Source organism: Rhizobium sp. PP-CC-3G-465 (assembly GCF_004343445.1).
GTDB lineage: Bacteria > Pseudomonadota > Alphaproteobacteria > Rhizobiales > Rhizobiaceae > Ferranicluibacter > Ferranicluibacter rubi.
The window spans coordinates 360,090-373,861 of sequence record NZ_SLYH01000002.1 but is presented as its reverse complement, the minus strand read 5'-3'; the positions used below and the strand labels follow the sequence as shown (position 1 = coordinate 373,861).

Sequence of the window (13,772 nt, the reverse complement as noted above, 5' to 3'; positions counted from 1 at the left end):
TCGACTTCGAGCGATGAGACGTTCAACGCCCGGCGAATGCCGTGGGGCGGACGCGATGTGCTGTCCTTTATCCAGATCAACAGGAGTGATTTCATGAGCAATCCAGTCCTTGTCAACCAGACCATCCCCACCTCCGATATCCTGCCCCTGACCGGCCGTGTCGGCGCTGAAATCCGGGGCATCCGTCTCGGTGGAGATCTTTCGGATGCAACGGTCGCTGCCATCAACCAGCTTCTTCTGAAGCACAAGGTCATATTCTTCCGCGGTCAGGATCATCTCGACGACCAGGAGCAGGAACTGTTTGCCCGGCGTCTGGGCGATCTCGTACCGCACCCGACACAGGGACCGGTGGCCGGCACGGCCTCCATCCTCAATCTCGACTCCAGCCGTGGCGGCGGGCGGGCGGACCAGTGGCACACGGATGTGACCTTCGTCGATGCCTATCCGAAGTTCTCGGTCCTGCGCGGCGTGGTCATTCCTGCGGCGGGCGGCGACACGATCTGGTCCAACACGCATGCGGCCTATGAAAGCCTGCCGGCACCACTGAAGTCGCTGGCCGACACGCTGTGGGCCATCCACAGCAATGCCTACGATTACGCGGCCGTTCGCCCCCGCGCGACCGCTGACGAGAGGAAGCATTTCGAGGACGTCTTCACCTCTACGGTCTACGAGACCGAGCACCCCGTCGTGCGCGTCCATCCCGAAACTGGCGAGCGCTCGCTGCTGCTCGGCAATTTCGTCCAGCGCCTCGTTGGCCTCTCCAAGAGCGATTCCGCAAAGCTCTACGAGGTGTTCCAGTCCTATGTCACCGCCCCTGAAAACACCGTGCGGTGGCACTGGCAGACCGGAGACGTCGCCATCTGGGACAACCGCGCCACCCAGCATTACGCCGTCAACGATTACGGTGACCAGCATCGCGTCGTGCGCCGCGCCACGGTGGATGGCGATGTTCCGGTCAGCGTCGATGGCCGCCGCAGCGTGACGCATGTGAAGGCCGCCAAGCCCTCGGCAAAAGCCGCCTGAGCGCCGGGAAAGGGAACAGATCCATGAAACGTCTCATCGTCGCGGCGCTCGCCGCGCTCGTCGCCACCTCGGCATTCGCCGAGGATGTGACCATCCGCTTCGGCTATCCCGGGATCGGTCTCGACAACCGGCAGTATTCGCAAGGGGACGCGACCTCCTACGGGCGGGCCCGCGACTATATCGAGAAGGAATTCGCGGCCGACAAGAACATCAAGATCGAGTGGACCTTTTTTCGCGGCGCAGGCCCGGCGCTCAACGAATCTGTCGCGGCCAATCAGCTCGACTTCTTTCTTCTCGGCGACCTGCCGGCCATCGTCGGCCGTTCGCGCGGTCTCGACCACAAGTTCCTCTTCACGACGGGCCGGCACCAGCCGATCTACCTCGCCGTCCCCGCCGACAGCACCATCGCATCCATCGACGACGTGAGGGGCAAGAAGGTCGCGCTGTTCAAGGGGACCAACCTGCAGCTGGCCACGGACCGCGTGCTGTCCACCCACGGCCTGACGGAAAAAGACGTCCGCTTCATCAATCTGGACACCAATGCGGCAGTGCCGGCGCTGACCTCCGGCAATGTGGACGCCGTCTTCGGCGGCCCGGAATATCTGGCGCTGGCCAGGAAGGGGATCGTGAAGATCGTCTACACCACCAAGGGCGACGATCCGACGCTCGGGCGAAACTCATCCTATCTAGTGACGACCGCCTTCGAACAGGCGCATCCGGACCTGACGCAGCGCGTGGTCACCACGTTCATCAAGGCGGCGGCCTTTGCCTCCGATCCCGCCAACACGGACGAGGTGTTCGAGGGCTGGTCGCTTTCGGGCTTCCCCAAGGAAACGTTCGTCGCCGATCTTGAGGGCGATACGCTCGCCAACCGGCTCAACCCGCTCATCGATGACTTCGTCGTCACCCGCTACAAGGATCAGGCGGCGCGCGCGAAAGCCTACGGTCTGATCAAGTCCGACGTCGATGTCGATACGTGGCTGGAACCGAAATATCTGCAGCAGGCGCTGAAGGACCTGAAGCTGGAGACCTACTGGTCGAGCTTCGGCGCCGGCGGCGAGATCGCCAAGGCAGGCGATCTCGACAAGAAGCAGACCAACTGACGCGCAAGGCCGGCCTTGTGTCGCGACCGACACCCGGACGGCCTCCTTCTCAACGGGATGCCAGAGATGACACTGACTGTTTCCGCCGCTCCGCCGGCCGAGCGAGGATCGTTCGCCGTGCCGGCCGTGCTGACCGATATCGCCTACGGACTGTCGCTGCCGCTCGTTCTGCTGCTTGCCTGGGAAAGCTCGGCGCGCTTCGGCTGGCTTCCCCAGCAGATCCTGCCCGCGCCGCAGGTGGTCTGGGCCACCCTCGTCGAACTGTGGAGCGACGGGTCGCTGGTCGATCACACGCTCCAGAGCCTGAAGCGCGTCGCCATCGGTTTCGGGGCCGGTGCGCTCCTCGGTCTCGTCTCCGGCGCCGCGCTCGGCCTTTTGCCCCGCGTCCGGGCCTTCGCCTGGCCGGTGTTTTCAGCGATCGCGCAGGTGAACATGCTCGCCTGGCTGCCGCTCCTCGTTCTCTTCATCGGCATCGACGAGGAACTGAAATATGTCAGCATCGCCTGGGCCGCCGCGATACCGGTGATCCTTGCGACCACCCGCGCCATCACCGATGTGTCGCCGAAACTGCTGGAGCTTGGCCGCGTCCTCGATTTCACGCCGCTCCAGCGCGTCTCGAGCATCGTCCTGCCGGCGGCACTGCCCTCGCTGTTCACCGGCATCCGCGAAGGCCTGGCGTCCGCCTGGCAGAACATGGTGATCGTGGAGCTGTTCGCCTCCTTCGAAGGGCTCGGCTACCTGATGGTCTGGGGACGCCAGCTGTTCCAGCTGGAAATCGTCATTGCCGCCATGATCGTCATCGCCGCGATCGGCCTCGCTCTCAACGCATCGCTGGAATATCTCGAACGGTTCGTGCAGCCGTGGAAGACGGAGGCCGACCGTGAGCGCTGAGACCTTGCCGCGGCACCGCCTCACCCTCGTAACGCGGCATTGGCGTCCTGCCGCCGCCTTCGGCGCCCTTTTCCTCCTCTGGCTGGCGGCGTCGCGGTTCGCATGGGTCGATCCGCGGTTCCTGCCCTCGCCGTTCGCGGTCGCCACCCGTGCCGGAACGGAACTGACCGCCGGCACGCTGGCGCTCGACGTCGCCGAGAGCCTCCGCCGCAACCTGACGGGCTTTGCGCTCGGCACCGCAGCCGGCCTGTCTCTCGGGCTGGTGCTCGGTTTTTCGCGCACGGCCGAGCGGATCGTCGGCCCGACGCTTCTCGCCTTTCGACAGATCGCGCTGTTTGCCTGGGTGCCGCTCCTGTCCGTCTGGTTCGGCGGAGCGAATGCCGGAAAGATCGCCTTCATCGCCGTCGCCGCTTTCCAGCCCGTCGTCATCAATACATGGCGCGGCGTGCGCGAGCTTCCGGCCGCCTATCGTGAACTGTCCGACGTGCTCTTGTTCAGCCGGCTCGATTTCGCCCGTCTGGTGGCCCTGCCCGGCGCCCTGCCCGCGATTTTTACCGGCCTTCACTCCGGCCTGATCTATGCCTGGCTCGCCACGCTCGGCTCGGAGCTGTTTCTCAACGTCACGCCCGGCATTGGCGGACGCCTCAACGAGGCCAGCCAGCTGTTCGACATGGACCTCTTGGTTCTCGGCATCATCGTGCTGGCCGGGATCGGCCTTTTCTACAACAGCTCCGCCCAATGGCTGGAGACTTGGATACTCAGGAGACGAACGCGATGAACCAGATCTCTCACGCATCCACATTCCAGACGGCGCCGCCCGCCCTGCAGATCCGCGGGCTCGACAAGAGTTTCATCGTTGCGGGTCGAGCACTGAAAGTGCTGGAAGACATCGACCTGTCCATCCGGTCCGGCGAGTTCGTCACGATCGTCGGTGCGTCCGGCTGCGGCAAATCCACCCTGCTGCGCCTGATCCTCGGTCTCGATCTCGACTATCAGGGCGATGTTCTCGTCGATGGCGCACGGGTTCAACGGCCGGGTCTCGACCGGTCGATCGTCTTTCAGGATCACAGGCTTCTACCCTGGCTCAACGTCGAGGCAAATGTCGCGGCCGCGCTCAGGCGCAGTCCACTGTCGCGAGCGCAGAAGCGGGAGACGGTGCGCGAGCATCTTGAGCTCGTGGGGCTGACATCGTTTGCCCACGCCTATCCCGCCCAGCTGTCGGGCGGCATGGCACAGCGCGTCGCCATCGCCCGTGCGCTCGTCAACCGCCCGCGCTTTCTGCTTCTCGACGAACCGCTCGGCGCGCTCGATGCACTCACGCGCCTCAGGCTGCAGGACGAACTGAAGCGGATCGTCGAGCACGAAAAGACCACGGCCCTGCTCGTGACCCACGATGTCGACGAAGCCGTCCACCTCGGCCACCGGATCGTTGTGATGCAGCCCCATCCCGGCCGGATCGCCACCGTGCTCGCCATTCCGGAGGCGGCCCGGCAGGACCGTTCCAGCCGGGAGTTCATCGCGCTGCGCGACGAGGTTCTTCGGCTTCTCGGCGTCGATACCGGCACCGGCGCGGGAACGCGGTCGGCAGGCGCGCCCGAAACGTTTGAAAAACGCGGCCAGCAGGAGAGGCAAGACGCATGACACACCGTCCCCAGTTGAAACTCGGAGCCTTTTTGATGTCGCCCGGCCACCATGTGGCAGCATGGCGGCACAAGGGCGCCACCGCCGATCTCGGCTCGAATTTCCGCGCCTATGCGGACATCGCCCGCAAGGCCGAGGCGGCGAAATTCGACCTCCTGTTCCTGGACGACAATCTGGCGGTCAAGGATCTCGATCCGGAGACCGGCGCGCGCTCGGCGCGTTCGGCCTTCTTCGAGCCAATCACCCTGCTTGCCGGTCTTGCCGCCCTGACCGAGCGCATCGGTCTGACGGCGACCGTTTCGACCACTTTCAACGAACCCTACACGCTCGCGCGAAAATTCGCCTCGCTGGACGTGCTAAGCGAGGGGCGTGCGGCCTGGAACCTCGTAACCTCCAATCTAGAGGCCGAGGCGCGCAATTACGGCACCCAGCCGCACCTGCTGCACGAGAAACGCTACGATCGCGCAGAGGAATTCATCGACCTCGTCGTCACGCTCTGGAACAGCTTCGAGGACGATGCCTTCCTGCACGACAAGGACAGCGGGCTCTTCTACGATCCCGACAAGCTCCACGCCGCAAACCACGCCGGCGCTCATTTTTCCGTTGCGGGTCCGCTCAATGTCCGCCGGTCGCCGCAGGGACAGCCGGTCATCGTGCAGGCCGGCTCCTCGGAGCCGGGCAAGGAGCTCGCGGCGCGCACGGCGGAGGTTGTGTTCACCGCGCAAAACACGCTGGCCGAGGCCCAGGCCTTCTATTCCGATCTCAAGGGCCGCATGGCCAAATATGGGCGGGAACCGGACGAACTAAAGGTCATGCCCGGCATCTTTCCCGTGATCGGCCGCAGCCTCGCGGAGGCGCAGGAAAAATTCGAGGAACTGCAGGACCTGATCCATCCGGCCGTGGGCATCCGCCTGCTCTCCGACATGATCGGCGGTTTCGACCTCTCGGCCTATCCGCTCGATGGCCCGGTGCCCGAACTGCCGGAAACCAATGGCGGGAAAAGCCGCCAGCATCTGCTGTTCGAGATCGCCCGGCGCGACAATCTGACGATCAACCAGCTTGCCAAGCGTATCGCCGGCGCGCGCGGCCACTGGCAGGTGGTCGGCACGGCTGCCGATATTGCCGATCAGCTCGAGGATCGCTTCGTCAATGGCGGTGCGGACGGTTTCAACATCATGCCGCCGACGCTGCCTGGCGGGCTCGATGATTTCATCGCATTCGTGGTGCCGGAACTGCGCAGGCGCGGACTGTTTCGCACCGAGTACGAAGGCGCCACGCTGCGCGAGCATCTCGGCCTTCGCAAGGCGAGACAATCGACGGCAAGGCTTGATCGAGGACTGCAAGCCGCGGAATAGACCGTTCGATCTTCTCTATCGCAGGGATGCCAAGCGTCACCCCACCTCAAGAGGCGATCGCATTCAGGAAAGGCAGAAAAATGGTCGATTTGATCGCTGGCATCATCGATGTCTTTGCGGATGTGCCCTTGACGGGCAATCCGCTCGCCGTGGTTCAAGGAGCAGATGACCTGAGCGACGAGACGATGCGGCGGATCGCCGGCGAATTCCAGCAGGCCGAGACGACGTTCATCCTGCGGAGCACGCGCGCCGACTGGAAATTGCGATCCTTCACCGCAAGCGGCGCGGAAGTGTTTGGCGCCGGCCACAATGCGCTCGGCGCATGGCTGTGGCTCGGTGAGCACGGCGATCTCGGATCGTTGACACGTGCGCGGACCTTTCACCAGGAGATTGGCCCGGATGTCCTGCCGATCGAACTCGTGTCGATCGACGCCCGCGTCCACGGGCGGATGCGCCAGGGTCCGTTGCGTCTGTCGGAACCGCTGGACGATGTCGCGCCGTTGGCCGTGGCTCTTGGCCTCGAACACGGAGATATCCTCCCGGAGCCCCCGCCCCGCCCTGCCGATACCGGGGCGGCACATCTGCTGGTGCGTGTTCGCAACGCCGCAGCGGTCGATAAAGCGCGACCGGACGCCGGCGCATTGCTGGCCGTTCTGAACGGCACGCCCGCCGAGGGATGCTACATCTATGCGTTCGATCCCGACAATCCCGAGACGGCCTATGCCCGCTTCTTCAACCCGACCGTCGGCCTGTGGGAAGATGCGGCAACCGGAACAGCGGCCGGGCCTCTGGCAGCCTATCTCGCAGCGACCCAATTTATCAAAAACGATGAACTGGCCATCGAACAAGGCACCCGAATGGGCCGTCGCAGCATTCTGCGTGTCCGGCTGAGGCCCGAACCTGAACTGTCCGGAACAGGGGTCGTCGTGCTCAAAGGCTTGCTGCGGGTCTAAATAAGGTTCTCTTTCGAAGGCCTGCTAGCAGTTCCGAAAGCTCGCTGTTGGCTCCCAAAGCCAGAACAAGATATCGGCCACCTCGATGATAGCGCTGAGCCCTTGTCCTTGACCTCGCCGTGGATGACGCGGTCCATCGGGGGGGGGCTCCTTGCGAATGCGCTACGTTTTCTTGGAACGGCGGCTTGATCGAAGCGTCTACGGAGATCGCGTTCAATCCCTCAGGCCATGCAATCGTACCGCATCAGTTCAATTTTTGTCTGACAGCAGGGTCAACAGTGCGGGATTGATGTAAAGATTTTCACGACCGGATTTCACCTCTTGAAGCAGGCCCAGACCGACGAGGGTCTTCAGATACGTAGAAGCTGCTTGTCGCTGCGCGATGCCGGCTGAGACAAGATCACCGATGCGGCAATACGGATTGACAAAAATGACCTCGGCGAGTTCGCGCGTGTAAATCCGGGGAGCTTCCCGCCGCAGACGTTCTGCGGTCTGATCGAGAAGCTCACGGATGGCGCGAATCTTTGCGGTTGACCATTCAGCGGTCGCGCGGACGGCTTCGAGCATAAAAAGTATCCATGCCTCCCAAGCCGCTTCAGCCGTTACTGCAAGCAGAAGGTCATAGTAGGCTCGCTTGTTCTGGATGATGTGACGACTGAGATAGAGAACCGGAATTTCCAAGAGTCCCTGATCGACAAGGTACAACAGGTTGAGAACACGCCCGGTACGTCCGTTGCCGTCGATAAAGGGATGAATGGCCTCAAACTGGTAGTGCATGACGGCAAGACGGATCAGGGGGTCGACGTCCTTGGCCTCGTGGATGAAACGCTCCCAATTGGTCAGCTTGTCGCGCAGAAGAACCTGACCTTCGGGCGGCGTATAAATAACGTCGCCAGTCGCCTCATTCATCAGGGCCGTACCGGGTGTTGCCCGGATGTCGAGATCGATGCCCTTGATTGTCCGGCAGACCTCGATTGCCGTCGCGGTGGAAAGGGGACGCTCCGCCAGCGTATGGAAACCCCGGTTCAGTGCTGTACGATACCGCAGAGCCTCCTTGGTGGCCGGGTCGGCCTGGTTTCCTTCCTCATTGGCGAAGCGAAACAGGCGGTCCGTCGTCGTCACAATGTTTTCTATCTCGGAACTGGCTTGGGCCTCAAGGAGCGGGATGGAGTTGATGAGAACGGCCTGGTTCGGGATCAATTGGCCGGCAACTTTCAGTTCTGCAATGGCAGCCCGCGCGCCGATACAAGCCCGCAGGATTGGTTTCGATTCAATATCGACGCCCGGGGGAAGAGGAGAAAGGTCGTTATGGGGCCGTTTGGGATCAAAGGACATGTTCGCGTTCTGCAGGTTCGTCGACATGTCATGCGTATATGTCGATAGCGACGACATGTCGGAGAAATATGTCGATACAATCGCTTTTTATCGACATATTGCCGCAGACGCAAGGATGGCAAGACGGCTCCTAATCTAACCTGCGACATTAAGACGCCGGATTTGGCTCGCGCTTTTCGTGTCTCCCATTGGCGAGATTCGCATCATTGAGGCATCCACGTCATCAAGCGCTCCGCACCGACTCAGAAAACTCCGGCATCCCGTCGATAGCGTGGCATCCAATGTTCGAACCACGCACACGACGGTCATGGTCACCCATGCTGCAAAACGGCCACTGACGCCCGCATACGGCTAGGGGGAACATCGTGAAACCGGCCCCAGGCGCGGCGCAACTGCCGTGTGGAGGCAAAGCCGCTTCGCTCCGCGACGGTCTCCATGTCAAGCTGCGAGCCGGCCAACAGTTCGCGCGCCAGGGCGATCCGCATCCGGTTGACGTAATCGATGACGGTCATTCCCGTGTGCTCGTTGAACAGGCGCGAAAGATTGCGTGGACTTGCCGCTGCGACATTGGCCAGCCGTTCGACCGACCAATCGGCGGCGGGATCGGCGGCGACTGCATCCTGGGCCCGGTGAATGCTTGGATGAATGTGGTTGCGCCCTTCGAGCCAGGGGGAAAGCTGGGGATCGCTGCCGCCGCGACGAAGATAGACGACGAGATAGCGCGCCACTGCCAGCGCCACCGCATGACCGGCCATCCGCGCCACCACATGGAGCATCAAATCCACGCCGGTGGTGATCCCGGCACTGGTCAAACGCTCGCCATCCTCGACATAGAGCCGGTTTTCCAGAACGCGGGCCGCGGGCGCGAGCCGGACGAGATCGGCCGTGCACGCATGATGCGTCGTGCAGTCGTGTCCATCGAGCAGTCCGGCACGGGCAGCCGTCAGTGCCCCCGAACAGATCGACACCAGCCGGATGCCGGGCCGGATCACCTGCTTCAGCCAGGCGATGATGGCATCTTCCAACGGCGCGTCCGCCTCTCGATCGGGCCGGACGCCTCCCAACGGTATTTCGGCGCTGCCGGGCATGACGACCAGGGCCTGATCCGGCAGGTCCCCGGGCAGCGGGCGGATGCGCGCAATATCCAGCCCGATGGAACTGCCTGTTGTTGGCGAGGGACCGACATAGGCGATGCTGAAACGGACGGCATCCTGTTCAAGATTGGCTTTGCGCAGCACCTCCATCGGCCCGGCGATGTCCAGCAACAGAACGCGCGGCGGCACGACGACGAAAACAGGGATTTCCACCGGAGGATGGGCGTCGTCCCTCACGCCGCACGATCCGCCACTCGACCGGCAAGCGCATCTTCGACCGTTGCGATCCGCGCGAAACGATCGGCGAGAACCAGTTCGGTTCGGGCGCGAATGTCTGCGCCGCTCCACGTGCGGCCGCTGGCATCGGTCATCGGGAACGTGAGCGTGGCCTCGCCGACATAATCGACGGCATAACCCAAATCGGACGCGTGTCGCGTCGTCGTTTCGCAGCACTGTTCCGTGCGGATGCCGGAAATAATGACCCGCCGAATGCCGTTGCTGGTCAGCCAGACATCAAGCCCAGTTCCCACCAGCGCGCTGTGACGGCGCTTCCTGAAAACAGCATCCGGCGCGATGCGAAGAGGCGCCAGAGCCGTTACAAATCCGGAGGCCTCGGAAAAGACACCGCTGTCTTCGACATGAAAGACCTGAACAACGGGAATTCCCGCAGCCTTCGCCCCGTCGATCAGCGCCTGCTGCCGCTCGATATAGGCTGGCACCATCCCGTCGTCCCAATAATCGCGATGCCGGAAGGATTCTTGAGCGTCGATGACGATCAGTGCAGTGTCGGACATTGTTGTTTCTCCAAGGTGTCGATCCAGGGGTATTCTACGCCTTGTATCTCAAGAACAAAGGCCACTTCCGGACGACAAGCGGACAATTCACGCCAGAATAAGAAAGCTGCCGGATCTCGATATCGGTCATCGTCGATAGGCGTCGGGATTCGGCGGCGATCAGCATTGCCGGACGATCGGCAGGGCTCCGGCGAGCGCGATACGCTGGAGCGTGCCGCCGCTCATCGCGACCGGATCATCAACGAACGCGTCCGTCTCCTAACGTTTTCCCTGCGGAATATTTTTCTTTTCGCTTGTAAAATTTTTGTCCGTTGTGAATTTGGAGATGGTGGAAAGACCCGCCGGAGTGACGACGAGCAGGAAGCATCCGTGGCAAAGAAAAGCTACAAGTCGATGGACGAATTTGCCGGTGCTTGCGGCGTTTCGCGCCCGACGCTGTCGAAGTATTTCCACGATCCGTCGAACGTCAAGGAGGTTACACGCAAACGCATCGAGGCGGCGTTGAAGAAGTCGAACTTCGAGCCCAATCTCTTTGCCCGGCACCTCAACCGCAAGCGCACGCGCAACATCGGCGTGCTCGTTCCCACCATCTCCGATCCTTTCTACGTGCAGGTCGTCACACTCATTGAACTGGAGCTCCGCGCCCGCGGATTCTGGCCCATCCAGATTTCGTGCCACACGCGGCCCGATCTGGAAGAGGAAGCGATCCGGACGCTCCTGGCACTGAAGGTCGCCGGCGCCATCGTCGCGCCGCTGGGTGCCGGGTCCCGGGCATCGACGCTCCAGAGACTGACGGACACGATCCCTGTCGTCTGTTTCGACAGTCCGGCAAGCTTCGACCTGCCCTATGTCGGCAACGACAATGCCCAGAGTGTTGCGGCCATGGTGCAGTATCTCTGTCGCTCGGGCGAGCCGCCGGTCTTTCTGGAAATTCCGCAGGTCAACGAAAACTCCGGCGAACGGCAGGAGAGCTATCGGGCGACGATGCTGAAGGAAGGGCACGAGCCGCTGGTGATCGACTGTGAGACGCCGGCGTCCTGGGAATTCGAACGGCTGGGCTTCGAGCAGATGCAGACGATCCTGAAGCGGGACGGCCTTCCCGGCCGCACGCTCTTCTGCGCCAACGATCGCTTTGCCTTCGGGGCGATGGCCGCGGCCTTTGCGGCCGGGCTGAAGATCGGGCGGGGAGAGGGCTGCGACGTGCGGATCGCCGGCCATGACGACCATCCGCTCAGCCGCTATACCTGCCCGCCTCTGACGACCATGGCGCAGAACGCAGCCGCCATCGCCTCAACGAGCGTCGAGATCCTTCTGCGCCGGATCGACGATCTCGACGAGGGGCGCCCGATGCAGGACGACAAGATCATCCTCGAGGCAACGCTGGTCATGCGGGAGTCCGCCTGAATTTTATCGTCGTGCCTGGCGGCTTTCTGCATCGAACGCAGCCCAGGCCGCGGCGGCGGCCTCCAGCGCCTCCCGCGCTTGCGGAATGATGCCGCCCATGGAGACGAAGCCGTGGATCTGACCCGGCCAGGTCTTGACGATCACCGTCGCCTCCCTCTGCAAGCGCTCGGCATAGGCCGCACCCTCGTCGTAGAGCACGTCATGACCGGCAAGAGCGACGAACGCCGGGGCAACGCCGTGCAGCGATGAAGCCAGCAGCGGAGACAGGCGCCAGTCCGTCCTGTCGGCATCTTCCGGCAGATAGTGCGCGCGAAACCAGGCCATGCCGGCGGCGGTCAGCCCGAAATCCCGCGCGTAGCGGCGATAGCTGTCGGAGCCTTGGCTCTGATCCGTCACGGGATAGATCAGGATCTGCGCCGTCAGTCGCGGCGCCGTGCCGTCGCGCGCCATCAGCGCCAGAACGGCCGCGAGGTTTCCGCCGGCACTGTCGCCGCCGACCGCGATGCGGGCAGGATCGATGCCGTAGCGCTCGCCGTGTGCCGCCATGTCGGAGAGAACCGCGGCGCAGTCGTCGATCGCGGCGGGAAACGGATCATCGGGTGCGAGCCGGTAATCGGGCGAGACAACGACGGCACCTGTAAGATTGGCGAGGATGCGGCAGATGTCCTCATGGCTCTCCGGCGCCCCGATGACCCATCCGCCACCATGAAGATAGAGAAGGGCCGGCGCGCCTTCGACGGGTGCGCCCTGCCCGCGCCAGATCCGGAGACGCAATGGCCCAAGAAAGCGTTCCTCCGTCGCCGCGACGTCTTCGAGCGGCTTCTGCATCGGGGCGAACCCTTCGAGAAAGCCGCTGCGGGCCTCCTCTGGCGACAGGGTCTCGATGGGTGGCGCATTGTCGCTGGCCGCCCTATCAAGGACGCGCTTGGCGGAGAGATCGAGCCCGGTCATGCGAGCAGGCTCCGGGCTTCGTCTTCCCGCAGTTCGGACGGCTGGTCCACCCCGCCTCCGATGGCCTGCGCGACCCCGGTTTCGCCCGCCTGCAGAATACCTTCCATGATCTCCAGCACATGCAGCGCAAGGTCACCGGAGGCGCGCGGCGGACGCTTTTCCTCGATCGCCCGGGCGAGATCGGCAAGGCCCAGCATGCGGTAGTTCGCCCTGTCCGGCGCATCGACCGGCCAGTTGACGGCGCCATAGGGAAGCGTCGCCGTATCCGTCGTCTTCCAGTCGTCACCCCGCTCGGAGAGCGCCACCGTGCCGCCGAACGTGTCCGGGTCCGGCAGGCGCAGCGAGCCTTCGGTGCCATGCAGTTCGATCGGATGGTTGGAGTGGCGGAAAACATCCCAGGACGCGCCGAACGTGATCGTGGCGCCACTCTCGAATTCGAGCAGCGACAGGACGCTCGTCGGTGTTGCCACGGAAAAGCGCGTTCCCTTCTTCGGGCCGTCTGCGGTGATCAGCCGGTCCTTCTGGCCGCTGGTGGCCACGGCCTGTACCCGCCGGACGGGACCCATGAGGTTGACCAGCATCGTCAGGTAGTAAGGGCCCATGTCCATCACGGGGCCGGCACCCGGCTGGTAGTAGAAACCGGGATCAGGATGCCAATGCTCCATGCCGCGCCCCATCATGAAGGCGGTGCCGGTCACCGGTTTGCCGATCGCGCCGGATTCCATCAGTCGCCGCGCATACCGTCCGGCCGCACCGAGAAACGTATCCGGCGCCGAGCCGATCAGAAGCCCGCGCGCAGCAGCTTCGCTCACCAGCCGACGGCCGAGTTCCGCCGTCACTGCCAGCGGCTTTTCCGTGAAGACATGTTTCTGCGCTTCCAGTGCCTGCATCGAGATGTCGAAATGTGCCGCGGGAATGGTGAGGTTGAGCACGAGGTCCACATCGGCTGCCGCCATCAGGGCATCGACGCTGCTGGCCCGCAAGCCGAACTGCGCGGCGCGCTGCTCCGCTGCCTGCGGGTTGACGTCGGCGCAGGCGACGATGTCAACGCCGCGGAACAGCGGTGCGTTGCGCAGGTAAGCCATCGAGATGTTGCCGCATCCCACGATGCCGATCCTAAGTGGTTGGCGAAGAGTTTCCGTCATGTCCTGAACCTGATCGTTGCGCCGCGTGGTCACGAACACGCAGACAAAATATGTTGACGTGCGATAAGAATTTATCTTACGTA

General features: G+C 63.2%; 13 protein-coding genes. 8 read left to right on the top strand and 5 right to left on the bottom strand.

Annotation, left to right across the window (positions count from 1 at the left end):
- Nucleotides 1-93: 93 nt before the first annotated feature.
- The 7 genes from C8J33_RS14035 to C8J33_RS14010 all read left to right on the top strand — a co-directional run bounded on the left by C8J33_RS14035 (nt 94) and on the right by C8J33_RS14010 (nt 6,966).
- Nucleotides 94-1,023, top strand: coding sequence for a TauD/TfdA dioxygenase family protein (locus C8J33_RS14035; protein ID WP_110808193.1), 930 nt, complete (start codon nt 94-96; stop codon nt 1,021-1,023).
- 23 nt (nt 1,024-1,046) lie between these two features.
- Nucleotides 1,047-2,126 carry an ABC transporter substrate-binding protein gene (locus C8J33_RS27540; protein ID WP_245423313.1) on the top strand — a complete coding sequence of 360 codons (1,080 nt, stop codon included), beginning with the start codon at nt 1,047-1,049 and terminating at the stop codon, nt 2,124-2,126.
- A 66-nt stretch (nt 2,127-2,192) separates the two neighbouring features.
- Entirely contained in the window at nt 2,193-3,017 is an 825-nt protein-coding gene (locus tag C8J33_RS27535; RefSeq protein ID WP_245423312.1) for an ABC transporter permease, read from the top strand.
- The gene (locus C8J33_RS14025; protein ID WP_165917037.1) at nt 3,007-3,795 is read left to right on the top strand and encodes an ABC transporter permease; all 789 of its coding nucleotides are present in this window, start codon (nt 3,007-3,009) and stop codon (nt 3,793-3,795) included. Before C8J33_RS27535 ends, C8J33_RS14025 begins: the two co-directional genes overlap by 11 nt.
- A complete protein-coding gene (locus tag C8J33_RS14020) occupies nt 3,792-4,658 on the top strand; it encodes an ABC transporter ATP-binding protein (protein ID WP_110808169.1) in 867 nt (288 codons plus the stop codon). The genes C8J33_RS14025 and C8J33_RS14020 overlap by 4 nt, the downstream gene beginning before the upstream one ends.
- Nucleotides 4,655-6,013 (top strand): LLM class flavin-dependent oxidoreductase, encoded by a 1,359-nt coding sequence (locus C8J33_RS14015; protein ID WP_110808168.1) that lies wholly within the window; start codon nt 4,655-4,657, stop codon nt 6,011-6,013. Before C8J33_RS14020 ends, C8J33_RS14015 begins: the two co-directional genes overlap by 4 nt.
- Before the next feature lie 80 nt (nt 6,014-6,093).
- On the top strand, nt 6,094-6,966 hold the full coding sequence (locus C8J33_RS14010; RefSeq protein ID WP_110808167.1) for a PhzF family phenazine biosynthesis protein: 873 nt from the start codon (nt 6,094-6,096) through the stop codon (nt 6,964-6,966).
- A gap of 249 nt (nt 6,967-7,215) precedes the next feature.
- Here C8J33_RS14010 and fic read toward each other — a convergent pair whose 3' ends face one another.
- From fic to C8J33_RS13995, 3 genes are all read right to left on the bottom strand, one after another.
- Entirely contained in the window at nt 7,216-8,301 is a 1,086-nt protein-coding gene (gene fic / locus C8J33_RS14005) for a protein adenylyltransferase Fic (protein ID WP_110808192.1), read from the bottom strand.
- Nucleotides 8,302-8,612: 311 nt separating this feature from the next.
- The gene (locus tag C8J33_RS14000; protein WP_280953145.1) at nt 8,613-9,632 is read right to left on the bottom strand and encodes a GlxA family transcriptional regulator; all 1,020 of its coding nucleotides are present in this window, start codon (nt 9,630-9,632) and stop codon (nt 8,613-8,615) included.
- Nucleotides 9,629-10,189, bottom strand: coding sequence for an isochorismatase family protein (locus tag C8J33_RS13995; protein WP_110808166.1), 561 nt, complete (start codon nt 10,187-10,189; stop codon nt 9,629-9,631). The genes C8J33_RS14000 and C8J33_RS13995 overlap by 4 nt, the downstream gene beginning before the upstream one ends.
- A 369-nt stretch (nt 10,190-10,558) precedes the next feature.
- On the opposite strand from C8J33_RS13995, the gene C8J33_RS13990 reads away from it, so the two are divergent.
- The gene (locus C8J33_RS13990; protein ID WP_110808191.1) at nt 10,559-11,593 is read left to right on the top strand and encodes a LacI family DNA-binding transcriptional regulator; all 1,035 of its coding nucleotides are present in this window, start codon (nt 10,559-10,561) and stop codon (nt 11,591-11,593) included.
- A 3-nt stretch (nt 11,594-11,596) separates the two neighbouring features.
- On the opposite strand, the gene C8J33_RS13985 is transcribed toward C8J33_RS13990, so the two are convergent.
- Nucleotides 11,597-12,544, bottom strand: a complete 948-nt coding sequence (locus C8J33_RS13985; RefSeq protein WP_110808165.1) for an alpha/beta hydrolase — start codon at nt 12,542-12,544, stop codon at nt 11,597-11,599.
- Nucleotides 12,541-13,689, bottom strand: coding sequence for a Gfo/Idh/MocA family protein (locus C8J33_RS13980; RefSeq protein WP_110808190.1), 1,149 nt, complete (start codon nt 13,687-13,689; stop codon nt 12,541-12,543). Before C8J33_RS13980 ends, C8J33_RS13985 begins: the two co-directional genes overlap by 4 nt.
- Nucleotides 13,690-13,772 lie beyond the last annotated feature (83 nt).